The sequence below is a fragment of the Streptomyces sp. NPDC003077 genome (assembly GCF_040611095.1).
GTDB lineage: Bacteria > Actinomycetota > Actinomycetes > Streptomycetales > Streptomycetaceae > Streptomyces.
In genome coordinates, this window is record NZ_JBEXNM010000009.1 from 101,192 (window position 1) to 122,135 (window position 20,944).

21 protein-coding genes are annotated in these 20,944 nt (G+C 70.9%); 7 read left to right on the plus strand and 14 right to left on the minus strand.

Features of this window, described 5'->3' with window-relative positions; genetic code table 11:
• The first annotated feature begins 564 nt into the window (after positions 1-564).
• Positions 565-774, plus strand: coding sequence for a hypothetical protein (locus tag ABZX96_RS09065; RefSeq protein WP_355540289.1), 210 nt, complete (start codon positions 565-567; stop codon positions 772-774).
• 559 nt (positions 775-1,333) lie between these two features.
• Here ABZX96_RS09065 and ABZX96_RS09070 read toward each other — a convergent pair.
• The 5 genes from ABZX96_RS09070 to ABZX96_RS09090 all read right to left on the minus strand — a co-directional run bounded on the left by ABZX96_RS09070 (position 1,334) and on the right by ABZX96_RS09090 (position 7,327).
• Positions 1,334-1,771, minus strand: a complete 438-nt coding sequence (locus tag ABZX96_RS09070) for an NUDIX hydrolase (protein WP_355540292.1) — start codon at positions 1,769-1,771, stop codon at positions 1,334-1,336.
• Positions 1,772-1,820: 49 nt separating this feature from the next.
• The gene (locus tag ABZX96_RS09075) at positions 1,821-2,957 is read right to left on the minus strand and encodes a CHAD domain-containing protein (RefSeq protein WP_355540535.1); all 1,137 of its coding nucleotides are present in this window, start codon (positions 2,955-2,957) and stop codon (positions 1,821-1,823) included.
• A gap of 295 nt (positions 2,958-3,252) precedes the next feature.
• Entirely contained in the window at positions 3,253-5,556 is a 2,304-nt protein-coding gene (locus ABZX96_RS09080; RefSeq protein ID WP_355540295.1) for an RNA degradosome polyphosphate kinase, read from the minus strand.
• Between the two features lie 334 nt (positions 5,557-5,890).
• Complete coding sequence (locus ABZX96_RS09085; protein ID WP_355540298.1) at positions 5,891-6,283, minus strand: ATP-binding protein; 393 nt, start codon at positions 6,281-6,283, stop codon at positions 5,891-5,893.
• 159 nt (positions 6,284-6,442) lie between these two features.
• A complete protein-coding gene (locus tag ABZX96_RS09090; RefSeq protein ID WP_355540301.1) occupies positions 6,443-7,327 on the minus strand; it encodes an MEDS domain-containing protein in 885 nt (294 codons plus the stop codon).
• Positions 7,328-7,677: 350 nt separating this feature from the next.
• Here ABZX96_RS09090 and ABZX96_RS09095 point away from each other — a divergent pair, with 350 nt between their 5' ends.
• A complete protein-coding gene (locus ABZX96_RS09095; RefSeq protein ID WP_355540304.1) occupies positions 7,678-8,013 on the plus strand; it encodes a DUF3140 domain-containing protein in 336 nt (111 codons plus the stop codon).
• A gap of 117 nt (positions 8,014-8,130) precedes the next feature.
• On the opposite strand, the gene mshD is transcribed toward ABZX96_RS09095, so the two are convergent.
• Positions 8,131-9,102: a mycothiol synthase gene (gene mshD, locus ABZX96_RS09100; RefSeq protein ID WP_355540307.1), complete on the minus strand. Its 972-nt coding sequence runs from the start codon at positions 9,100-9,102 to the stop codon at positions 8,131-8,133.
• Between the two features lie 282 nt (positions 9,103-9,384).
• On the opposite strand from mshD, the gene ABZX96_RS09105 reads away from it, so the two are divergent.
• Complete coding sequence (locus ABZX96_RS09105; protein WP_355540310.1) at positions 9,385-11,241, plus strand: bifunctional metallophosphatase/5'-nucleotidase; 1,857 nt, start codon at positions 9,385-9,387, stop codon at positions 11,239-11,241.
• Between the two features lie 90 nt (positions 11,242-11,331).
• Here ABZX96_RS09105 and ABZX96_RS09110 read toward each other — a convergent pair whose 3' ends face one another.
• Positions 11,332-11,979, minus strand: coding sequence for a maleylpyruvate isomerase family mycothiol-dependent enzyme (locus tag ABZX96_RS09110; RefSeq protein WP_355540313.1), 648 nt, complete (start codon positions 11,977-11,979; stop codon positions 11,332-11,334).
• A 71-nt stretch (positions 11,980-12,050) separates the two neighbouring features.
• On the opposite strand from ABZX96_RS09110, the gene ABZX96_RS09115 reads away from it, so the two are divergent.
• Both ABZX96_RS09115 and ABZX96_RS09120 read left to right on the plus strand, forming a co-directional pair.
• Positions 12,051-12,983, plus strand: coding sequence for a LysR family transcriptional regulator (locus tag ABZX96_RS09115; protein ID WP_355540316.1), 933 nt, complete (start codon positions 12,051-12,053; stop codon positions 12,981-12,983).
• Between the two features lie 105 nt (positions 12,984-13,088).
• Positions 13,089-13,580 (plus strand): DUF3574 domain-containing protein, encoded by a 492-nt coding sequence (locus ABZX96_RS09120; protein WP_355540319.1) that lies wholly within the window; start codon positions 13,089-13,091, stop codon positions 13,578-13,580.
• A 27-nt stretch (positions 13,581-13,607) separates the two neighbouring features.
• Here ABZX96_RS09120 and ABZX96_RS09125 read toward each other — a convergent pair whose 3' ends face one another.
• Genes ABZX96_RS09125 through ABZX96_RS09135 form a run of 3 tightly spaced genes read right to left on the minus strand, consistent with a single transcriptional unit; the run spans position 13,608 to position 14,952 of the window.
• The gene (locus ABZX96_RS09125; RefSeq protein ID WP_355540322.1) at positions 13,608-13,904 is read right to left on the minus strand and encodes a hypothetical protein; all 297 of its coding nucleotides are present in this window, start codon (positions 13,902-13,904) and stop codon (positions 13,608-13,610) included.
• Entirely contained in the window at positions 13,904-14,089 is a 186-nt protein-coding gene (locus ABZX96_RS09130; protein WP_355540325.1) for a DUF397 domain-containing protein, read from the minus strand. Before ABZX96_RS09130 ends, ABZX96_RS09125 begins: the two co-directional genes overlap by 1 nt.
• A gap of 11 nt (positions 14,090-14,100) precedes the next feature.
• On the minus strand, positions 14,101-14,952 hold the full coding sequence (locus tag ABZX96_RS09135) for a helix-turn-helix transcriptional regulator (RefSeq protein ID WP_355540327.1): 852 nt from the start codon (positions 14,950-14,952) through the stop codon (positions 14,101-14,103).
• Positions 14,953-15,080: 128 nt separating this feature from the next.
• Between ABZX96_RS09135 and ABZX96_RS09140 the strand changes: the two genes are divergently transcribed.
• Both ABZX96_RS09140 and ABZX96_RS09145 read left to right on the plus strand, forming a co-directional pair.
• Positions 15,081-15,560 (plus strand): ATP-binding protein, encoded by a 480-nt coding sequence (locus ABZX96_RS09140; RefSeq protein WP_355540329.1) that lies wholly within the window; start codon positions 15,081-15,083, stop codon positions 15,558-15,560.
• 151 nt (positions 15,561-15,711) lie between these two features.
• A complete protein-coding gene (locus ABZX96_RS09145) occupies positions 15,712-16,032 on the plus strand; it encodes a cupin domain-containing protein (RefSeq protein ID WP_355540331.1) in 321 nt (106 codons plus the stop codon).
• 45 nt (positions 16,033-16,077) lie between these two features.
• On the opposite strand, the gene ABZX96_RS09150 is transcribed toward ABZX96_RS09145, so the two are convergent.
• The 4 genes from ABZX96_RS09150 to ABZX96_RS09165 all read right to left on the minus strand — a co-directional run bounded on the left by ABZX96_RS09150 (position 16,078) and on the right by ABZX96_RS09165 (position 20,884).
• Entirely contained in the window at positions 16,078-16,932 is an 855-nt protein-coding gene (locus tag ABZX96_RS09150; protein ID WP_355540333.1) for an NAD(P)H-binding protein, read from the minus strand.
• A 158-nt stretch (positions 16,933-17,090) separates the two neighbouring features.
• Positions 17,091-18,614 carry a HAMP domain-containing sensor histidine kinase gene (locus tag ABZX96_RS09155; protein WP_355540335.1) on the minus strand — a complete coding sequence of 508 codons (1,524 nt, stop codon included), beginning with the start codon at positions 18,612-18,614 and terminating at the stop codon, positions 17,091-17,093.
• Complete coding sequence (locus ABZX96_RS09160; protein ID WP_355540338.1) at positions 18,611-19,348, minus strand: response regulator transcription factor; 738 nt, start codon at positions 19,346-19,348, stop codon at positions 18,611-18,613. The genes ABZX96_RS09155 and ABZX96_RS09160 overlap by 4 nt, the downstream gene beginning before the upstream one ends.
• Positions 19,349-19,672: 324 nt before the next feature.
• On the minus strand, positions 19,673-20,884 hold the full coding sequence (locus ABZX96_RS09165; RefSeq protein ID WP_355540341.1) for a trypsin-like peptidase domain-containing protein: 1,212 nt from the start codon (positions 20,882-20,884) through the stop codon (positions 19,673-19,675).
• Positions 20,885-20,944 lie beyond the last annotated feature (60 nt).

The following is a 20,944-nucleotide window of genomic DNA, read 5'->3' on the forward strand; positions in this document are numbered from 1 at the left end:
AAGCGAAACGGCCCGCCAACGGAGTCGCCGGACCACCACGAAAGAACGAGACCAAAGGCAAACTAAAATTACTTACGGAGTAGCGTAAAGAGCAGGGCGCAGCAGCGCATGGACCACCAGGGAAACAGGTCCTCACCTAGCACCACCCCACAGCGAGAAGCGGCCATTGGGTGGCCGATCTTGCTCTTGTGGCATGTATGCATTCGCCACTAGAGTACGTCCTTGTTTTCCGTGCAGCACAACTTCCTCACCTTAAGGCGGAGTTGCAGGCCCAATCACCTGCCCCACCTCGTGCGCACGGTTTTCCATGGATTCCTGGATCGGAGAGACGTGCCACCTGCTTGCCTTCAATTTACGAAACGCAGCCGAAGCGCTCTTGTTTCCGCGACCGCCCTCGTGGCAGCCGTCCTCTTATCTGCATGCTCCAACGCGTCGGCCCCAGACGGGAAGAGCACCGCAGGGCCGAAGGCTGAGGTCCGAAACGCCTTTGCGCGAGTACAAGCGCGCCTATATGAGGGCTGCGGGCAATCCCGCGATACGTGTGCAGAGTACCTGAGCAGCGCCATGGAGAATCTCGATTTTCTGCTCCAGGCCATGAGGGAAGACCCCAAGGGCGTCGATCACTTCGCCGCCCCCGCAAAATGGATAGAGGAAACACGGAAAAATGTTCCCGATCGATCCAATAATGACATCATAAAGCACGAAAAGGAAATAGTTCAAACCCTGAAGCGCATTAATGAATGGATGCAGGGCCATCCGGAGGATTACAGATGAAAGCAAGCAAGCTTGTTTTCATGCCGCGGCGCGGCCATTCGGCGTAGCCGCTTTGCCGTTGACAATCCCGGTGGACGAGAACAAGGATGCGACTCCGCACTTCGGCATCGTCTTCCAGTCCTACATGCCCGGCCTGCACCAGCCGGTCTCCTCCTTCTGCGCTCTCAAGAAGGACTTCTCATGGCGCTCGGGTTCATGGCCATCATCGTTGCGTTCCTCTACCTGCCAATCGCGATGCTGCTCTGCGTAAGAGTCGCCGACAGGCAACAGCGAAGAAGGGCTGGGCCATGGCCACAAAGCTGATCTTCTTACCCGTCGCCGTCATCACCGTCATCACCGCTGCCTCCTGGGACGGAAATCTCGCTCCGAGGCCGGACCGGGTGGCTGACCTACTGTTCCGGCGGGGCCTCTGTTCCGCTCCACTCGGCCCCTATGGCAAGTCCCGCAACTCGGAACGGCAGCGGTCGCGATGATGGCAAATGGACCTGACCGCCGGCCGATCCGGCCCGGCTGCTGCGGGTGGCGCTGTCTCCCTGCGTGAGATGCGGGAGGCTCCCTCTCAGTCTTTCTCCAGCGTCCCCAACAACGCGTCCACCAACGGCCGATCGCGCTCCTGGGTCAGGCGATCACGCGCGGCGGCGGGCCGGAGCCATTCCAGCCGGTCCACCTCGTCATTCGGGGCGAAGGTGCCGCCCGTGGCCTCGGCCGCCCAGTAACGGACTTCTTTGGGGCGGCCGTTCACGCAATAGTGGGAGGTCGGCAGCTCCGCGCCGGGGCGGCAGGTCATGCCCGTCTCCTCGGCCACTTCGCGCAGCGCTCCGGCCAGCGCGCCCTCGTCGCGCTTCAACTTCCCCTTGGGGAAAGAGTGATCGTCGTACCGGGGCCTGTGGACGAGTGCCAGCTCCAGCTCGCCGTCGATCGGCGAGCGGCGCCACAGCACGCACCCCGCCGCCCTGATCGGCGGCTTCCGCGTCAGCGCCGTCGCGTCGCTTTTCACGTCCACACCTCCTCGCGGGTCCTGTCATGGATCGTGCCGGGCACCTCGCTCAAGCCGACCACCCCGGCTCCCCCGCCCCCACCCGGGCCGGTGCCCAGGCGCGGCCGAAGGCGAAGCGGGCCGCCTCGACCTCGTGCCGCTGGTCGGCGTGCAGGGCGCCCAGCGCGTAGGCCGTGGCCGGGGCGATCCGGGGGGTGCGGGCGGCGGCGGCTGCCGCGGCGGCGGCTTCGGCTGCGTCGCGGTGGCGTTCCAGGGCGCGGGCCGCCTCCGCCAGGCGCGGGGTTTCCCCCTCGAACCCGGCGGACGGGTCCTCGTCACAGACCTCGGCCACCTCCTGGGCGAACCGGCTCAGCCGCAGCAGCACGCGCACCTGGTGCCAGGGCAGGTCCTGGCGGTTCGCCGCGGCCAACGCGCCCCCGCGAGGGGGGTACCCGGCCCGGGTGAGCGGCAGGGCGGCGACCGCTTCGGCCAGTCGGCGGTGCGCGTGTCCGGCCAGCGGCGGCAGCACCTCGGCGGCAGGCCGGTCCGCTACGTCGGGGAGTAACGGGACCTCCGAGGCCAGTACGGCCACCGCGTCCGCGACCGCGTGGAAGCGGGAGGAGCCCAGGGCCTGGAGCGCCGCGGAGTGGGCGCGGGTGCGGGCCAGCGTGAGCTGGCGCTCCAGCAGCGCGCCCGCGCGCGCGGCGCCCACGGCCAGCGCCCGGTCGGTCTCCCGCGCCTCCTTCGCCTCCGCCGCCGACACCGAGGAGGAGGACGAGGAAGAGGGCGAGGAGGAGGAAGCCGAAACCGAGGACGAAGCAGACGCCGGGGCCGAAGCAGACACCGAAGCAGACGCCGACGCCGTCACGGACTCGGCGCCCATCACCGCTTCGGACGCCTTCCCGGCTTCCCGCCCCTCCCCCGTCAGCCGCCGCAGCGCCGTCAGCAGCCGCTCCAGCCGCGCTCCGCAAGCGTGCTCCCGGGCGAGCGTCCCCGACAGCCACCCGAGTTCGGAGCGGAGGTGGTCGGCCCAGGCCGCGTCCACCACAGGCCGGTAGGTGTGCAGCGCCCCGCTGATCCGCCGCGAGGCGGCCCGCAGTTGCCGTACCGCCTCCCCGGCGCCCGTGGCGTCCGGCCCGCTCTCCCGGTGGAGGCGCAGGCTGCGCAGGAATTCGACCGACTGCTCGCGCAGGTACCCGGCCAGCACCTCGCCCGCCGTGGGCCCGGAGGGGGCCGGTGGAGCGGTCCGGACGCGCGCGGCTTCGTCCGCCGTGCGCGGCGGGCCGTCCGCCACGACGGCACGGACTCCGGGCCGAGCGTCGGGCCGCGCACCGGACCGCGCATCGGGCCGCACGTCGGCGAGCGCGTCGGACCGCGCATCAGGCCGAACGTCGGCGAGCGCATCGGGCCGCACGTCGGCGAGCGCGTCGGACCGCGCGTCCGCGAGCCCGGCCGTGCCGGTCACCGGCGGCCGTGGGTGCGCCCCGCGGAGCGCCGTGGGGTCATGTCGCTGGGCCACGCCGGCGCCTCCGGGCGTCGATGAGCATTTCCTGTACGTTCGGCAGCGGGTTGCCGTCGGCGTCCGTCGCGTGCCGGATCCAGTCGCCGTCGGGGCCCAGGTGCCAGGAGGACGTGTCGTCCGAGGTCCCCAGCTCCAGCAGGCCGCACAAGGACGCCCGGTGGCCCGGGTCGGAGACCCGTACGAGGGCCTCGATCCGCCGGTCCAGGTTCCGGTGCATCATGTCGGCGCTGCCGAGCCAGACCTCCGGGTCGCCGCCGTTGCCGAAGATGAACACGCGGCTGTGCTCCAGGAACCGTCCGAGCACACTGCGGACCCGGATGTTCTCGCTGAGCCCGGGCACGCCCGGCCGCAGCGCGCATATCCCGCGCACCCACACGTCCACCGGCACGCCCGCCTGCGACGCACGATAGAGAGCGTCTATGACGCTCTCGTCCACCATCGAGTTGACCTTGATGCGGACGTACGCGGGCCGTCCGGCCTCGTGGTGCCCGATCTCCTTGGTGATCCGCTGCACCAGACCGTCCCGCAGCGAGGTCGGCGCGACCAGCAGCCGCTGGTAGGTCTCCCGCCGCGAGTAGCCGCTGAGCCGGTTGAACAGGTCGGAGAGGTCCGCGCCCACCTGCGGGTCGGCGGTGAGCAGGCCCAGGTCCTCGTACAGCCGGGCGGTCTTGGGGTGGTAGTTGCCGGTGCCGACGTGCGAGTAGCGGCGCAGCATCTCGCCCTCCTGCCGGACGACGAGGGAGAGCTTGCAGTGCGTCTTCAGGCCCACCAGCCCGTAGACGACGTGACACCCGGCCTCCTCCAGCTTGCGGGCCCACTTGATGTTGGCCTGCTCGTCGAACCGCGCCTTGATCTCGACGAGGACGAGCACCTGCTTGCCGGACTCCGCGGCGTCTATCAACGCGTCCACGATCGGCGAGTCGCCGGAGGTGCGGTACAGCGTCTGCTTGATGGCCAGCACGTCCGGGTCGGCGGCGGCCTGTTCCAGAAACGCCTGGACGGAGGTGGAGAAGGAGTCGTACGGGTGGTGCAGCAGCACGTCCCGGGTGCGCAGCGCCGCGAAGATGTCCGGCGCGGACGCCGACTCGACCTCCGCGAGGCTGCGGTGCGTCCCGGCCACGAACTTGGGGTACTTCAGCTCGGGCCGGTCCAGCGCCCCCACCCCGAACAGACCCGTCAGGTCCAGCGGGCCGGGCAGCGGGTAGACCTCGGACTGCGAGACCTTCAACTCCTCGACCAGCAGGTCCAGTACGTCGTGGTCGATGGACTCCTCGACCTCCAGCCGGACCGGCGGGCCGAAGCGGCGCCGCATCAACTCCTTCTCCAGCGCCTGGAGGAGGTTCTCCGCGTCGTCCTCCTCGACCTCCAGGTCCTCGTTCCGCGTCACCCGGAACATGTGGTGCGCCCGCACCTCCATCCCCGGGAACAGCTCCTCCAGGTGCGCCGCGATCACGTCCTCGATGGGCACGTACCGCTGCGGCGACGCCTCCAGGAAGCGCGACAGCAGCGGCGGCACCTTCACCCGCGCGAAGTGGTCGTGGCCGCTGACGGGGTTGCGGACGACGACGGCGAGGTTCAGGGACAGGCCGGAGATGTACGGGAACGGGTGCGCCGGGTCCACCGCGAGCGGGGTGAGGACCGGGAAGATCTGCTGGCGGAAGAGGGTGAACAGGCGGGCCTGCTCCTTCTCCGTCAAGTCGGGCCAGCGGATCAGGTGAATGCCCTGGTCGGCGAGTTCGGGGGCGACGTCCTGCTGGAAGCAGGCGGCGTGCCGGGCCATGAGCTCGCGCGAACGGGTCCAGATCTGCTCCAGCACCTCGCGCGGCTGGAGGCCGGAGGCCGAACGGGTGGCCACGCCGGTGGCGATGCGGCGTTTGAGACCGGCGACGCGGACCATGAAGAACTCGTCCAGGTTGCTGGCGAAGATCGCCAGGAAGTTGGCCCGTTCGAGGAGCGGGGTGTCCGGGTCCTCGGCCAGCTCCAGCACCCGCTCGTTGAACGCCAGCCAGCTCCGCTCGCGGTCCAGGAACCGTCCGCTCGGCAGCTCCGCGCCGGACTCGCCGTCGTCCTCGTACGCGTCCGCGTCACCGTCGAGGTCCGGCTCCAGCTCCGGCACCGGACCGGCGACCGTATGCGGCCGGTGCGCGGCGATCGAACCCACCGAGGGCTGCGCGGCGACGGACGCCGCGAGCCGGGCCGCCGCCGTCTGACGGCGGGCGGCGGAAGTCGTCGGAATGCCGGTCTCGGCCTCGGCCGGGGCCTGGGCGCTGGACTGCTGGTTCATGGCCTTATTCTTCCGCGCTGAGGGCGTCGCAGGCACGGACGGGAGAAGTCGGACGGAGCCCGGCCTCCGGTGGGGCCGGTCGGGCGCGGCGGGCTGCATTCCGCGATGCTCGCAAGCGTCGTTGAACCGCCGGTAACGCGGACATGGCGGCCAGGCAAGCGGGAGGGTGCCTGGAGGGGGTGCGGGGGTGCGTAGGTCTCGGGGAGGGAGTGCGTACGTCTCGGGCGGGGTCCCCGAAGAGCGCGACTGCGCAGCGGCTTCCGCCCCGGTCGACACCCACTCGTGGATCGGCACAGCCGCCGGGCCCGATCCTCGGTTCAGCGTGCCGACCGGCTCAGATCAGCGTCACGGTCAGCGTCACCACGGCCCCCCGGCCGGCGTCCGGGCCGGGTGCGTGGGCGTGGGCCGGGGCCACCCCCAGCCCGTCCATCAGCTCCCGGACCGTCCACAGTCCCCAGCCCGTGGCCCGCGCGGGGTCCGGGGCGGTCCCGAGGACGCGGGCCAGGTCGAAGCCGGGCCCGTCGTCGGCGACCCGGCAGCGCACCGACCGGCCCTCGCGGTACAGGCACAGCCGCCCCCGGCCGCCCGCGTGCCGGATCACGTTGTCGGTGACCTCGTTGACGGCCAGCAGCAGGGCGCCCCGGCGCGGGCCCACCACGCCCAGCCGGGCCGCGTACGCGCCGACGGCGTGCCGCAGGCGGGGGAGGTCGGGGCGGGTGAAGCTCATCTCCAGGGCCGGGGGACGGGCGGTATGGAGCTCGCTGGGCCCGTGGGGCCGGTGGGGCCCGTTGGACTCGTGGATTTCACGGGTCTCACGGCACTCGTCGGACTCATGGCACCCGTGAGGTTCGCGGAAAGGGAAGGCGTCGGGACGGGGGCCCATGGCTCACTCGCCCTCCAGCGTCAGTTGCGGCACGTTCAGGGCCCCCAGCAGCAGGAATGTGTGCGCGTGCATTCCGCCGCAGCGGATCTCGACGCGTCGGCCGGACTCCATGGCGGCGGCCAGCCGCAGGACGGAGCGGGCGCAGTGCACGTCCAGGAAGGTCAGCTCGGTGAGGTCCATGACGACGCGCTCCGCACCGGAGGCGGCCACCCGGCGCAGGATGTCGGCGAACTGTTCGCGGGTGGACAGGTCCGCGTCCCCGACCAGCCGCAGCCCGTACCCGGCGCCCGGCCGCTCGCCGCCGATCGCCAGCAGGCTCCCGGGCCGCTCCAGCAGGGCCGTGGGGTGCCCGGCGGCGGCCCGGTCCAGCACGTCCGTGGTGAACCGGGCGCGGTCGTAGGCGCACAGCTCCGTGTAACGGGAGTCGGCGAACAGGTAGTGGCAGCCCGCGCTCTCCCGCCACAGCACCCGCTCGATGTCCGCCCCGAAGGACGGCACCCAGGCCATGTCGATGGCGCTGCGGACGGAGGGGTACCCGGCCCGCCGCGCCCGCTGGATCTCCCGGTGCAGCCCGGCCACCTGCCGCTCCACGGACAGCGTGTGCGGCAGCCACATCTGCTCCATGGTCAGCACGACCAGTTGCCCGCTCTCCAGCGCGCCGTCCACCGGAGGCCCGTACGCCGCCAGGTGCGCCAGTACCTCGGCTCTCGGCAGCGCCGGGTCCGGGAAGAGCAGGACCCGTTCCCCCTTGGTGATGCCGGTCTGGGCGAACGAGCCGAGGGTGGACCACCGCGCCTCCTCGTCCGCGTAGCTGGCGAAGGCGTGGTCTCCCGGGCGCAGGCGCTCGACCGAGACGACGCGGGCGTGCTCTTCGACGTGGAGCGTCACGGAAGTCTCCTGCTCTCGAAGTCGTCCCCTGCTACCGCTGCCGACGCGGAGCCACTGGCGCCGAGCCGTCGGAACGGGCCGCCCAGGGCTGTGAACGACGCGGGCCGCCGGGCCCCGGTCGGCGCGCGCGGCACCGGGGAGGCTAGCCACCGACGGCCGGGAGAAAGGCGTTCGCCGCTATTGACCGGAAGCAGGCCGAGAGACGCCGATCGGCGCACGGAACCGACCGCTCCACATCCGTCATCGATCGCTTCGCAACCGCTGTCGCCCGTTCGGCCCAAGGGTTTGCCCAGGCGGTACACCGGACACCCGTGGTCCGTCCGTTCCCGACGAGCCTGGGGAGGTTCGCCATGGCAACAACCCAGATCAGCGCCGAACTGTGGGACGAGTTCCACAAGGTCGTCAACATGACGTCCCGCGAGCTACAGGAGTGGCTGAGCGTGCAGGCCGCGGGCGAGGAGACCGAGGCGCTGCCCGACCAGGCCGGGCCGCCCCTGGGCCGGCGGGTGGTGGAGATCCTGGGCAAACGCCGCGCGGACCTGTCGCAGGACGACGTGCACGTCATGGAGCGGGTGTGCGACATCGTCCACTCCCAGCGTCCCCCGGACCTGGACCCGAAGGCCGGCGGCTCGGACTGGCGGCACGGCCTGATGAACATCGGCCACGACCCGCTCAAGCCGTCGTGACCCGGAGGGCACGCGCCTCGGAACGGAACCGGAACGGATTCGGAACGGAAACGAACGCCCGATAACAAACGCCCGACGCGGACGAGGACGGGGCCGCCCCGTCCTCCCCCGCTCCTCTCAGCTCTCGCTGCGGTACATCAGGTCCGTCTCGTACGTGACGAAGCCCAGCCGCTCGTACACGGTGACCGCGGCCGTGTTGTCCGCGTCCACGTACAGCATCGCCGTCGGCAGCCCCTGACCGGCCAGGTGCCGCAGACCGATGGCGGTCAGCGCCTTGCCGAGTCCGCCGCCCTGCGCGCCCGGGCGCACCCCGAGCACGTACACCTCGCCGAGCCCTTCCTCGGCGTGCACCTTCGTCCAGTGGAAGCCGACGATCTCGCCGTCCTTCTCGGCGAGGAAGAAGCCCTTCGGGTCGAACCACGGCTCGGCCTTGCGGTCGTCCAGGTCCCGCTGCTTCAGGGAGCCCTGCTCGGGGTGGTGCGCGAAGGCGGCGGCGTTCACCGCCAGCCAGGCCGCGTCGTCCGCGCCCGGCTGGAAGGTACGGACGGTGACGCCCTCCGGCAGCACCGGCTCGGCCAGGTCCAGCCCGGCGAGCGGGCGGCGCATCTGCCGCAGCTCGCGGAAGAGCGTGAGGCCCAGCGTCTGGGCGAGGTGGCGGGCGGCGGCGTGTCCGCCGTGCGCCCACACGCGCAGCCGCCGGTGGGACTGCTCCAGCAGCGCGGTACCCAGCGCCCGGCCGTGCCCCCGGCCGCGGTGCGAGGGGTGCACCAGCAGTTCGGCGGCGGGTGCCTCCACGGGGTCGGTGTCCTCAAGCTGGGCGTACCCGACGAGCTGCTCCCCGGAAGCCCCGTCACCGGCCCCGGCAGCCTCGGCCCCACCCTCCGTCACATACAGCAGCACATGCCGCACGCCCGGCCGCGGCCCGCCGCGCAGTTGCAGCCGGCCCTGCTCGGACACCGCGGGCTGCCCGTCCGTCTTCGCGGCCTCCGCGACCAGCGCGAGCACCGCCCCGGCCGTCTCGGGCGACAGCTCGTCCCGCACCTCGATCCTGCGGCCTGCCCGGCCATTCTCCTGCGCAGCGTCAGTCATGCCTCGAAGCGTACGACCCGCGATGGGCCGATCCGGTGGCCCGGGCCCCCAGGGCGCGTCACGACAATCCCATAAGCACATCGACTCGTAATCTGATACCCCCTGTTGCGCTACGCGCGTTGACCGTAGGCTGCGGTCCGCTCGGACACCTGTACCCATCACCGGAACCTCTGGTTCCGGCGCTCGGCGTACCAGCAGTACCCCCGTCCGTCACCGGATGCCGGTCCCCGCGCCCGCGGACCGCTCCGCCCACCCGCAACCTGCCATGAAGGGGAAAGACGCATGTCAGCGACACCTCAACGGCGCCGCACGGCCCGGAAGCCGGCGGCCGTGGTCGCCGTGCTGGCCGCCGTCGTCGGGGTCACGGCCACGGCGGCACCGGCCGGCGCCGAAGACACCCGCGCGGGCCAGGCGGCCCACGCCTCCCACGGTCACCACGGAAAGCCGGCCCCCCACAAGGGCCACACCGTGGACGTGCAGCTCCTCTCCTTCAACGACTTCCACGGCAACCTTGAGCCGCCGCAGGGCTCGTCCGGCACGGTCGAGGAGGTCCAGCGCGACGGCACCAAGAAGAAGGTGGAGGCCGGCGGCGTCGAGTACCTGGCCACCGCCCTGCGCAAGGCCCGCAAGGGCCACCCCTACTCGGTGACCGCCGCGGCCGGCGACCTCGTCGGCGGCAGCCCGCTGCTGTCCGGCCTCTTCCACGACGAGCCGACCGTCGAGGCCATGAACAAGCTGGGCCTGGACGTCACCTCCGTGGGCAACCACGAGTTCGACGAGGGCCGCGCCGAGCTGACCCGCCTCCAGAACGGCGGCTGCCACCCCAAGGACGGCTGCTACACCAAGGGCCGCAAGTTCGGCGGCGCCGACTACCCGTACCTGGCCGCCAACGTCACCGACGAGCGCACCGGCAAGCCGATCCTCAAGCCGTACTGGGTCTGGCGCAACAAGGGCGTGAAGATCGGCTTCATCGGCGTCACGCTGGAGAACACCCCGGGCATCGTCAGCGCCAACGGCGTCAAGGGCCTGAAGTTCCACGACGAGGTCGCCACCATCGACAAGTACGCCAAGGAGCTGGACCGCCAGGGCGTGAAGTCGATCGTCGCGCTCGTCCACGAGGGCGGCTTCCCGGCCTCCACCTCCTACAACTACAACTGCGACAGCAACGGTCCCGGGGACGGGATCTCCGGCCCGATCGTCGAGATCGCCAAGAAGGTGACCCCGAAGGTCGACGCGCTGGTCACCGGCCACACCCACCAGGCCTACGCGTGCACCATCCCGGACCCGGCGGGCACCCCGCGCACCGTCACCTCCGCCGCGTCCTTCGGCAAGCTCTACACCGACACCACGCTGACGTACGACCGCCGCACCAAGGACATCGTCCGCACCAGCGTGCGCGGCGCGGGCGCGGCCAACCACGTCGTCCACCGCACCCAGCCCAAGGCCGCCGACATGACGGCCCTCATCCAGCGCTGGAACAAGCTCGCGGCCCCGGTCGCCAACAAGCCGGTCGGCTACATCTCCGCCGACATCTCCGGCCGCGGCTCCACCGATCCCGAGACCCCGCTCGGCGACCTGCTCTCGGACGCCCAGCTCGAAGCCACCGCCGGCGCGGACAAGGGCAAGGCGCAGATCGCCTTCATGAACCCCGGCGGCATCCGCACCGACCTCGCCCACAAGGCGTCCGGGGCGGAAGGCGACGGCGTGGTGACGTACGGCGAGGCGTTCGCCGTCCAGCCCTTCACCAACATGACGAACGTCGTCTCGCTCACCGGCGCCCAGCTGATCACCACGCTCCAGCAGCAGGTCAGCGGCCTGAACGAGGCCAACCCGAAGATCCTCCAGGTCTCCAAGGGCTTCACCTACACCCTCGACATGACCAAGTCCGGCGCCGCCCGCGTCGTCAAGGACTCGGTCAAGCTCGACGGCAAGCCCATCGACCCGGCCGCGACCTACCGGGTGGCGATGAACGAGTTCCTGGCGGGCGGCGGCGACAACTTCCCCGTCCTGAAGGAGGGCAAGGACAAGTACGTCGGCCCGTCCGACCTGGACGCCTTCACCGCGTACCTGACGGCCCACTCCTCGGCGGCCTCGCCCCTGGCCCCGCCGAAGGCGGACCGCATCAAGATCGTGAAGTAACGGCGTATGTCGGGGCCGGGGGGAGTCGTGCTCCCCCCGGCCCTGCTTCCGTCAAGCAACTCAAGCGGCTCAACCAGCGGCAAGCTCTCCTCAACCAGCGACGAACCGCTCCCAGGCCGCTCCCCGCAGCCGCCCCTCCGGCACCTTCCGCCCGAACGCGACCAGCAGCAGATCCTGCGCACTACCGCACACCTCCGGCCCGCTGCCGTACGTCCAGTCGAGATCATCGGCGACGAGCGTGACGCCCCCCAGCTCGGCCCCGAAGAACTTCGCCGACTTGGGAGTCACCGCCCCCAGCAGCACCCGCACCCGCTCCTCCGGAACGCGACGGTCCAGCCCCAGAGGGACGGTCATGTCCAGCCCGTGCACCACGTCGTGCCCCAGCGCCGACGTGAACCCTCCGACCGGCGGCGTCCACGGGTGCTCCGCGTTCTCCCGCAGAAACGCGGCGAGCCGACCCGCCGAATGGGCAGCCGCGTCCCGACGCGCCAACCGGTCCGTCATCCGGTCCAGACTGCCGCGCGCCTTCGCCACCTCCCACACCACCTTGGGCAGCGCATACCGGAACCCCAGCGACATATGCGCCGCCACCTCCCGCACCCGCCACCCGGCACACAGGGACGGCGCGTCCCACTGCGCCTCCCCCAGGCCGTCCAGCACATCGGCCAGCTCCCGCCGCTCGGCCGCGATCATGGCGCGAATACCCGCTGTCGTCTCCTGCCGCGTCGAATTCCCCATGATCTCCACGATGGTTGGCGCCCGGCCATAAGTCCAAGAGCGGAAAACTCTCGCCACTAGAATTCATGGTTATGGAACTGCGCCAACTGCGGTACTTCGTCGCCGTGGTGGAGGAGGCCAACTTCACCCGCGCCGCCGCCCGGCTGCACCTGTCCCAACCCGGCCTCAGCGCCCAGATCCGCCAGCTCGAACGCGAACTGGGGCACCCCCTGCTGCACCGCTCCGGCCGCTCGGTGACCCTGACGGAGGTGGGCGAGGCCGTCCTCCCGTACGCCCGTGCCGCACTCGCCGCCGCCGACGGGGTACGGCAGACGGCGGACGAGTTCACCGGGCTGCTCCGCGGCCGGGTCGCGCTGGGCCTGATCTCCGGGGCCGCCCGGCACGCGTTCGACATGGCCTCCCTGCTGGCCGACTTCCACGCCCAGCACCCCCGGGTCGAGATCGCCCTGACCGAGGACACCTCGGACCGGATGCTCGCCGCCGTCCAGCGCGGTGACCTCGACATCGCCGCCGTCGGCCTCGCGGACCCGGAACCCCCGCCGGGCCTGTCCCTCCACCTCCTCGTGGACGTACCGCTGGTCGCCGCCGTGACGCCGGACGACCCGCTGGTCGGGGACGCGCGCGACGGAGCCATCCCCCTGACCGCACTCCGCGACCGCCCGCTGATCGGCCTGCCGCGCGGCACGGGCATGCGGGGCGTCCTCCACCGCACGTGCGCGCGGGCCGGCTTCCACCCCCACGTCGCCTTCGAGGCCACCGACCCGCACGTCCTGGCCCTGTTCGCCGCCCGGGGGCTCGGCGTCGCCGTCATCCCGGAACTGACGCCGGACGAAGCGGCGGCCCGCGGACTACGCACCCTCTCCATCACCGACCCGGACCTGCGCGGACGCGTTGCCCTCGCCTGGCGCACGGACGGCCCACCCGGCCCGGCGGCCCGCGCCCTCCTGGACCTTCTCCGCAAGGAACTGATCCCGCAGGCACACACCACCCCCGCGACCGGCTGACCCGCTCTCCCCCTCCTTTGGCCGGAACGCACGACGCGCCCGGCCCCTCCCCCTCACTACTGTCGCGAACCGCCCGCCCGCACACCCCGCCGAGAGGGGACCCCCATGGCCCACCTGCCCCGCCCCTTGACCAACCTCCGCCCCCGCGTGGCCGCCCTCACCCTGACCGCCGCCCTCCTGGGAGCGGCGGCCCCCACCGCGTACGCGTCCCTCACGGACGACGACTCCAAAACCACCGTCACGTCCGCGCCCCAGTCCGACGAGACCCGCCCCTACATCGAGACCAGCCTCCTGTTCGGCACCGCCCGCCCCAATGGCGGCCCACCCGTCACCGACAAGGAATTCCGCGCCTTCGTCGACGAGTTCGTCACCCCGCGCTTCCCCGACGGCCTGACCGTCCAGGACGGCTACGGCCAGTACCGCGACACCCACGGCACCATCGAACGCGAACGCTCCTACGAACTGATCCTGCTCTACCCGACGTCCCAGGCCCGCCCGAACAACCCGAAGATCGAACAGGTCCGCGCCGCGTACATGAAACGCTTCGGCCAGGAGTCCGTGGCCCGGATCGATGATCGGGCGCGGGTGGACTTCTGACCGAAGCGTTTTCCGTTTCGGCGCGGGTCAGCCGTTGAGCGTCCCTGCCTTGATCGTCAGGAGTAGGTCGCGGAAGGTGCGGGGCGCCACGGGGATAGTCACCTCGGGCACGTCGCTCTCGCACAGGAGGAGACCACGCGCATCCTCCGTAACATTGACGCAGCTGCTTCCCTCACTGCAATAGAGCGATCCAGTCGCTTGCGCGACGAGTTCCTCCTTGCCCACCCGCACGGCTTCCTCGCCGCCTGCGCGGGCAACGTGCTCCGCGCGGATATCCCGCCAGCGCGTATATCCGATCTCACCTGTGCTGGGAGTCATCTCCATCAGCCGTCGATCACCCCTTCCTTGAGTTGCAGAAGGAGGACGCGGAAGGGGTGACGGGCAGCACGCAAGGTGACCTCAGGCGCGCTGCTCTCCCGCAGGTAGATGCCTTCCGCATCCGCCGAGACATTGACGCACGCGTTCCCTTCACTGCAATACGACGACTGTTGCCAACCCTGCTGAACCATGTCCCCATCCCTCACAGACTTCGCATGATCTCGTAAATCAGGTGACGCGAATCCTCTTCATTGAGCGCGACAGCCTCCATTCGATCGAGCAGTGATCGGTACTTGGCGAGTTGGTCCTCGGCATCAAGCAACACCGGACCATGTGCTTGATCCAGCTGCACGGTGTCCAGCTCAGGAACTTCTCCCCGCGCGTAGCAGACCAGTTGCCCAGCACCCGGATATGCACCGACATCGAACGGGATGGCGATAACCGTCACGTGTTCGCGCTCACTCATCTCCAGGAGGAATTCGAGCTGCTTCCGGGCGATTTCAACGCCTCCGACTTTCATCCGCAGTGCAGCCTCGTGAACAATCGCCCGGTAGGGCACCGGTTCTTCCCTGAAGATCACTGCCTGGCGCTTGATGCGGAACGACACCCGATGCTCGACTTCTGGAGGCGAAAGCGGAGTAACGGCCTGCCTAAACACCTCTCGCGCGTGCTCGGCAGTCTGCAAGAGGCCAGGCACATGCGCTGTGGCTGCCGCATGCAGGCCCTTTGCATGGTGTTCCAACTCCGCGAGGTCCAGCAGGCCCGAAGGCAGAATCCCTCGGTACTCCTCCCACCAACCACGCTGTCGGTTCGCAGCCATGTCGATCAACGCATTGATCAACGCGTCATCGTCACAACCACAGTTCCGAGCCATCGTACGAATGCGTTCGGCACTCACACCGAAGCGTCCCGCCTCGATATTGCTCACCTGAGTCTGGTTTGTTCCGAGCATGCGCCCCGCGTCCGTCGACGAAATCCCCGCGCGCTCGCGCAACTTGCGCAGCTCGATACCCAAACGCAAGCGACGTGCCGACAGGGCCGTCTTTGGTGTCACCCGCGCACTCCCTCCGTCACCCATATGGGGGTTATTTAAGGTCCTAGCGGAGCGACTTCTAAGCACTTATATACCGTGTTCGTGGTGTGAGTCACACCACCCACGACCTCCTCCGATAGGAGCGCTTCATGGCCACCGTATCGCCCGCCAAACCCTGGGCGTACACACTCCAACTCCCCCACGACCCCGGCTCCGCCCGCATCGCGCGAGCCATCGTCCGGGCCCTGCTCGACCACTACAACCTGGACGAACTCACCGCCACCGCAACCCTCTTGACCAGCGAATTGGTCACGAACGCCTACCTCCACTCCAACGGCCCCGCCTCACTGCGCGTACGCGGCCTGTCCCCCGACCGCCTGCGCATCAGCGTGTGCGACACCAACCCCGTCATCCCGGCGCCCTTCGACCGCCCACCCGTCGACCTGCTCGGTCCATGCGGCACGAGTCTGGCGCTCGATGCCGAGTCGGGGCGCGGGCTGCTGCTCGTACGCCTCTGCGCCGCGAACTGGGGCGGCTACGCGCTCGGCGAAGAACTCTTCGGCATGGCGGGGAAGCTGCTGTGGTTCGAGCTGCTGCCCGAACGGGAGGCGTTCGGCGTCGCCGCGTGAGAGACCGAACCCTCCACCGCTGACCTGGCAGAACGGTTCGTCGATCTTTGCCGAACGGTCAGCCAACCACCCTTCCGTCGCCGGTAGGTTCCTCCGCGTCGTACGGAACGTCGTACGGAAAACCGAATGCGGCAATCAATGGAGGAACGGCATGACGGCCCTTGACCTGGGTGCATTCACGGACGCTCTCCCGCAGGCGTGGAGCTCGCGCATAGTGGGCGAGGTGGCGGGCGCCTGGGTGAAGGTGCTGCGGATGGATGAGATGCCGGTGGTGGAGGAGAGCCACACGGCGGACGAAATCCTCGTGGTGGTCGATGGCGTCTTGGAGCTGACGCTCGGGGACGAGCCGGTGTCGGTGCCGGCCGGGAGTCTGTGCCGGGTCCCGGCCGGGGTGCCGCACGCGGTGCGGTCGGGGAGCCGGGGGACGTTGCTGATCGTGGAGGCGGCGGAGGGTTCCCCGTCCGGGCCGTGAACGGGTTGCTGCCTCGTGCGGCAGCAACCCGCTCCCGCGATCACCTCAGCGGAAGTCCCCCGCATGATCCCGCGCCCACTCGGCGAACGAGTGCGGCGGGCGGCCGGTGAGGCGTTCGAAGGTGTCGGTGACCTGCGGCTTCGTGCCCACCGTGGAGCCGAAGTAGCCGATGAGGGTCAGGGCGAGTTCCTTCGGGACGCCGGAGAGGGTCATTCCCTCGGCGGCCTCCTCGGGGGTGATCTTCTCGACGGTGAGGGGGCGGCCGATGACGCGGCCGATCTCGGCGACCTGTTCCTCCATCGTGATGCCTTCCGGGCCCGTGACGACGTAGGTCTGTCCGGCGTGGGTGCCGTCGCGGTCGAGGAGGGCCAGGGCCGCGAGCTCCGCGAGGTCGGTCTCGTGGACGGGTGCGCCCGTGGCGCCCGGGTGCGGCAGGCGTACCGTCCCGGCCGTCCGGATCGCCTCGGCCCATTCCAGGGTGTTGCTCGCGTACATGCCGCCCCGGATGAAGGTGAACTCCAGCCCGGACGCGCGGATCACGCGCTCGGCCGTGGCGTGCATGCGGGCGATGAAGTTCTCGTCGTCGGCCGGAGTGTCGGTGACGGCGAGCGAGGAGTTGAAGACGATCCGGCGGACGCCCGCGCGGACGGCGGCCTCGACCAGCAGGTCGGTGCCGCGTTCGCCGCCCGCCGCGTGGTTGAGGAAGACGGCGTCGGCGCCCTGGAGGGCGGGTTCCAGGGAGGCGGGGTCCGTCAGGTCGGCCCGTATCGTCTCGACGCCGGCCGGGAGTCCGGCGCGTTCGGGGTTGCGGGTCAGGGCGCGTACGGGGGCGCCCTGCTCGACGAGGCGGCCGACGAGGTCGCGGCCGATGTTGCCGGTCGCTCCGGTGACAACGATCATGGTGGGCCCTTCGGTAGGGGGAGCGGGTGTGCTGCCGGTGACACGGACGGCGGATGATCACCATTGCCCGGTGCGCCATCTGTACACCCCAGCACGCACGCGGCGCGCGGAATTTCCAACCCGGGTGCCGTGACCGCGACTTCGGCAGGTGGGCGGCCCTATCTCCCCGGCATATCCGACGGTGGCGGCGTCGCCGCGCCCGGCAGCCGCAGTACCGCCTCCATGCCGTCGCCGTCCGCCGCTGGGCGCAACTGGACGGTGCCGCCCGACTGGTGGACCGTGCGGGCGACGATCGACAGGCCGAGGCCGCTGCCGGGGAGGCTGCGGGCGGAGGGCGAGCGCCAGAAGCGTTCGAAGACGTGCGGGAGTTCGTCGGCGGGGATGCCGGGGCCGTGGTCGCGGACGACGAGTTCGCCGTTCGTCAGCCGGACCTCCACCGTGCCGCCCGCCGGACTGAACTTGACCGCGTTGTCGAGGAGATTGACCACCGCCCGCTCCAATGCGGCCGGTTCGGCGCGTACGTACCACGGGTCGAGCGACGCGGTGAGGGTCAGCGACGGGCCGCGCAGCCGGGCGCGTTCCAGCGCGGCGCCCGCGATCTCGTGCAGCGCCACCACCCGCAGCGCCGCGCCGCCGCCGGGACCGGCCTCGGGCGCCCGGGAGAGTTCCTGGAGATCGCCGATCAGCGCGGCCAGCTCACCCATCTGGGCCTTCACCGAGGTCAGGAGGGCGTCCCGGTCGTCGGGCGGGAGCTGGCGGCCCGAGCGTTCGCTGCGCACCAGCAGGTCGACGTTGGTGCGGAGCGAGGTGAGCGGGGTGCGCAGCTCGTGACCGGCGTCGGCGATGAGCTGTTGTTGCAGGTCGCGGGAGGAGGCGAGGGCGGCGGTCATGGAGTTGAAGGAGCGGGAGAGCCGGGCGATCTCGTCCTCGCCGTCGACGGGGATGCGGATCGTCAGGTCCTCGGTGCGCGCGACGTGTTCGACGGCGGCAGTCAGCCGGTCCACCGGCTTCAGGCCCGCGCGGGCGACCCACAGCCCGGCCGTGGCCGCGCCGATCACCCCGATCCCGGCGACGATCAGCAGCACCAGCGCGAGCTGGTTGAGCGGGTCGGTGACCTGGTTCATGGGCGTGGCGACGGAGACCGCCATCCGGCTGCCGCCACCCAGGATGTCCGGCACCGCGTTGTCGTAACGGACGGTGAAGACGCGCATCTCCTTGCCGTCCTTGGCCCGCGTGGTGTGGACGACGCTCCGCATCGCGCCGGCGGCCACCGCCGCGTCCGAGGGCTGCGCCGGGATGACGGACTTCCCCGGTGAGGTGCACGTCGTCCCGCTCGGGGAGACGAGCTGGATGGTGTACGGGGTCGGGAAGTCCAGCCGGGCGGTTCCCGAGCACGCGGCGTCCAGGGCCCGTACGTAGTCGTCCGTGACCTTCACGTTGGTCAGCGTGCTGTCCAACTGCTCGACCAGCCGGTCGCGGGTGATCAGCCAGCAGGCGGCGGCCGAGGCGGCGACGGCGAACGCGACGGCCACGGCGGTGAGCATCGCCAGGCGGGAGCGGAGGGGGAGCCTCCGGTAGCGGCGGACGAGGCGCTGACGGAAGCTGGGAGCCGCCGGGGGCTCGTGCGGGGCGGTGGCCGGGGGCTCGTGTGAAACCGTGCCCGCGTCGTCTCCCGTGCTCATTCCGTCCCGCCGTCGGTCCGCAGGACGTACCCGACACCGCGCATCGTGTGCACGAGCCGGGGCTCGCCGCCCGCCTCCGTCTTGCGGCGCAGGTACATCACGTACACGTCCAGCGAATTGGACGTCGGCTCGAAGTCGAAGCCCCACACCGCCTTGAGGATCTGCTCACGTGTGAGCACCTGGCGCGGGTGCGCGAGGAACATCTCCAGCAGCGTGAACTCCGTACGGGTCAGCTCCACCGGCCGCCCGCCGCGCGTGACCTCGCGGGTCGCCAGATTCATTCGCAGGTCGGCGAAGGACAGGACGTCGCTGTCGGTGGGCTGGGCGCCGGCCGCCGCCGCGTAGGAGCTGCGCCGCAGCAGGGCCCGGATGCGGGCCAGCAGCTCGTCCAGCTCGAACGGCTTGACGAGGTAGTCGTCGGCACCGGCGTCCAGACCGGTGACCCGGTCGCCGACCGTGTCGCGGGCGGTGAGCATCAGGATCGGCACGGTCACGCCCTGCGCGCGCAGCCGCCGGGCGGCGGTGAGCCCGTCCATCCGGGGCATCAGGACGTCCAGCACGATCAGCTCGGGATCGTAGGACGCGACCTTGTCGAGGGCGTCCAGCCCGTCCACGGCCTGCTCGGTCCCGTACCCCTCGAAGGCCAGCGAACGTTGCAGCGCCTCGCGGACGGCGGGCTCGTCGTCGACGATCAGGATGCGGGCGGGCTGGTCACCGTGCTCGGCGGGACTCATCGGTGTGGCTACCTCGGGGTGCGGTGGACGGTGGACGGCGGGGCGGCCGGACGGGACCGGCGTCCCCCGGCCAGATTCGCACGCCGGGGTGTCGTCGGGCGGGGGCGGGGCGGTGGGTGTGGCGTGCCCGGCCCCGGGGCCCTCGTCACACGTTCCCGCTGCCGCCCCCGTAGCGGCGGTGGGCGGCCGGGCGGGACCGCGTCCCTCGCCCGGATGCGTACACCGGGGCGTCGGCGGACGGGGGCGGGGCGGTGGGCGTCGCTGCACCATCCCGACGGGGCCGTCTGGCACGACAAGGACGGCAACGCGGCCCCGAAGTGCTCGTCACACGTTCCCGCTGCCGCCCCCGCCGCGCAGGGCCTTGAGGTCGTCCTTGACGGTGTTGATCGGGATGGCGAACCCGAGGCCGACGCTGCCCGCCGAGCTGCTGCTGGCGGCCGAAGCGGGCGAGTACATCGCCGAGTTGATGCCGATGACCTGGCCGCGCATGTTGATCAGCGCGCCGCCGGAGTTGCCGGGGTTGAGCGAGGCGTCCGTCTGGATGGCCTTGTAGGAGGTCGTGGACGAGCCGGTGTCGCCGTTGTACTCGTTGCCGCCGAACGAGAACGGCCACTGCGGCAGGCCCCGGTTCTGCTCGGGGGGCTGGGTCTCGTTCTTGGGGACGGTCACCTCGCGGTTGAGGGCGGAGACGATGCCGCTGGTCACCGAGCCGGTGAGCCCCTCCGGCGAACCGATCGCCACGACCTGGTCGCCCACCGCGAGGTCGTCCGAGTTGCCGAGCGCGGCGGTCTTCAGCCCCTTGGCGCCCTTGACCTTGACCAGAGCCAGGTCCTTGTTCGGGTCGGTGCCGACGACGTCGGCGGTCTTCGTGCTGCCGTCGCTGAACCTGACGGTCACGGTGTCGGCGCCCGCCACCACGTGGTTGTTCGTGATGATCTCACCGTCACTGGTGACGACGACCCCGGAGCCGGTGGACCGGCCGGTGTCCGTCCGCGCCGATATCTCCACGATGGCCGGCATGACCGCCTTGGCCACCGCCGCGACCCCGCTGTCACCGGTCTTCCCGGCGTTCACGACGGGGGTGGAGACATCGCCGTTGCCGTCGAAGGCGCTGCCCGCGATCAGCGCGGCGCTGCCGCCGCCGATCAGGCCAGAGGCCAGGGCCACTGCCGCGATCAGGACGGCCGGTTTGCGCCACCGGCGGCGCGACCCGCCGCCCTCGCCGGGCGCGCCGGCGGGCGGGTAGGGCGGCGGGGGCGGGAACGCGGGGCCTCCGGGGCCGCCCGCGCTGCCGAACCCGGCGTATCCGCCAGGGGGCATGGGGGCGAAGCCGGGGGCGGCACCCTCGCCCTGACCGGGCACCTGGCCGGTCGCGGGCTTTTGCTCACCCGGGCCGCCCGGCTGCCGACCGCGCGGATCGATCCCGCCCTGCCGGGCCGTCATCGGCTCCGGCGTCCCCTGCCGCTCGTTCCACTGCCCCCGGGAGTCCTGCCCCTGGGCTGTCGCGTCGCCGCTCCGGCGGTAGTTCTCCGTCATGTCTACGACTGTGCGAGCCGTGCATGAGAACCGCCTGAGAGCACCCTGAGAGGCCCGACA

Coding starts and splice junctions, on each gene's coding strand:
- ABZX96_RS09065 (WP_355540289.1), top strand. CDS start 565: ATGGAGAATCTCGATTTTCTGCTCCAGGCCATGAGGGAAGACCCCAAG.
- ABZX96_RS09080 (WP_355540295.1), bottom strand. CDS start 5,556: ATGAACCAGCAGTCCAGCGCCCAGGCCCCGGCCGAGGCCGAGACCGGC.
- ABZX96_RS09085 (WP_355540298.1), bottom strand. CDS start 6,283: ATGAGCTTCACCCGCCCCGACCTCCCCCGCCTGCGGCACGCCGTCGGC.
- ABZX96_RS09095 (WP_355540304.1), top strand. CDS start 7,678: ATGGCAACAACCCAGATCAGCGCCGAACTGTGGGACGAGTTCCACAAG.
- mshD (WP_355540307.1), bottom strand. CDS start 9,102: ATGACTGACGCTGCGCAGGAGAATGGCCGGGCAGGCCGCAGGATCGAG.
- ABZX96_RS09105 (WP_355540310.1), top strand. CDS start 9,385: ATGTCAGCGACACCTCAACGGCGCCGCACGGCCCGGAAGCCGGCGGCC.
- ABZX96_RS09110 (WP_355540313.1), bottom strand. CDS start 11,979: ATGGGGAATTCGACGCGGCAGGAGACGACAGCGGGTATTCGCGCCATG.
- ABZX96_RS09115 (WP_355540316.1), top strand. CDS start 12,051: ATGGAACTGCGCCAACTGCGGTACTTCGTCGCCGTGGTGGAGGAGGCC.
- ABZX96_RS09120 (WP_355540319.1), top strand. CDS start 13,089: ATGGCCCACCTGCCCCGCCCCTTGACCAACCTCCGCCCCCGCGTGGCC.
- ABZX96_RS09125 (WP_355540322.1), bottom strand. CDS start 13,904: ATGGAGATGACTCCCAGCACAGGTGAGATCGGATATACGCGCTGGCGG.
- ABZX96_RS09130 (WP_355540325.1), bottom strand. CDS start 14,089: ATGGTTCAGCAGGGTTGGCAACAGTCGTCGTATTGCAGTGAAGGGAAC.
- ABZX96_RS09140 (WP_355540329.1), top strand. CDS start 15,081: ATGGCCACCGTATCGCCCGCCAAACCCTGGGCGTACACACTCCAACTC.
- ABZX96_RS09145 (WP_355540331.1), top strand. CDS start 15,712: ATGACGGCCCTTGACCTGGGTGCATTCACGGACGCTCTCCCGCAGGCG.
- ABZX96_RS09150 (WP_355540333.1), bottom strand. CDS start 16,932: ATGATCGTTGTCACCGGAGCGACCGGCAACATCGGCCGCGACCTCGTC.
- ABZX96_RS09155 (WP_355540335.1), bottom strand. CDS start 18,614: ATGAGCACGGGAGACGACGCGGGCACGGTTTCACACGAGCCCCCGGCC.
- ABZX96_RS09160 (WP_355540338.1), bottom strand. CDS start 19,348: ATGAGTCCCGCCGAGCACGGTGACCAGCCCGCCCGCATCCTGATCGTC.
- ABZX96_RS09165 (WP_355540341.1), bottom strand. CDS start 20,884: ATGACGGAGAACTACCGCCGGAGCGGCGACGCGACAGCCCAGGGGCAG.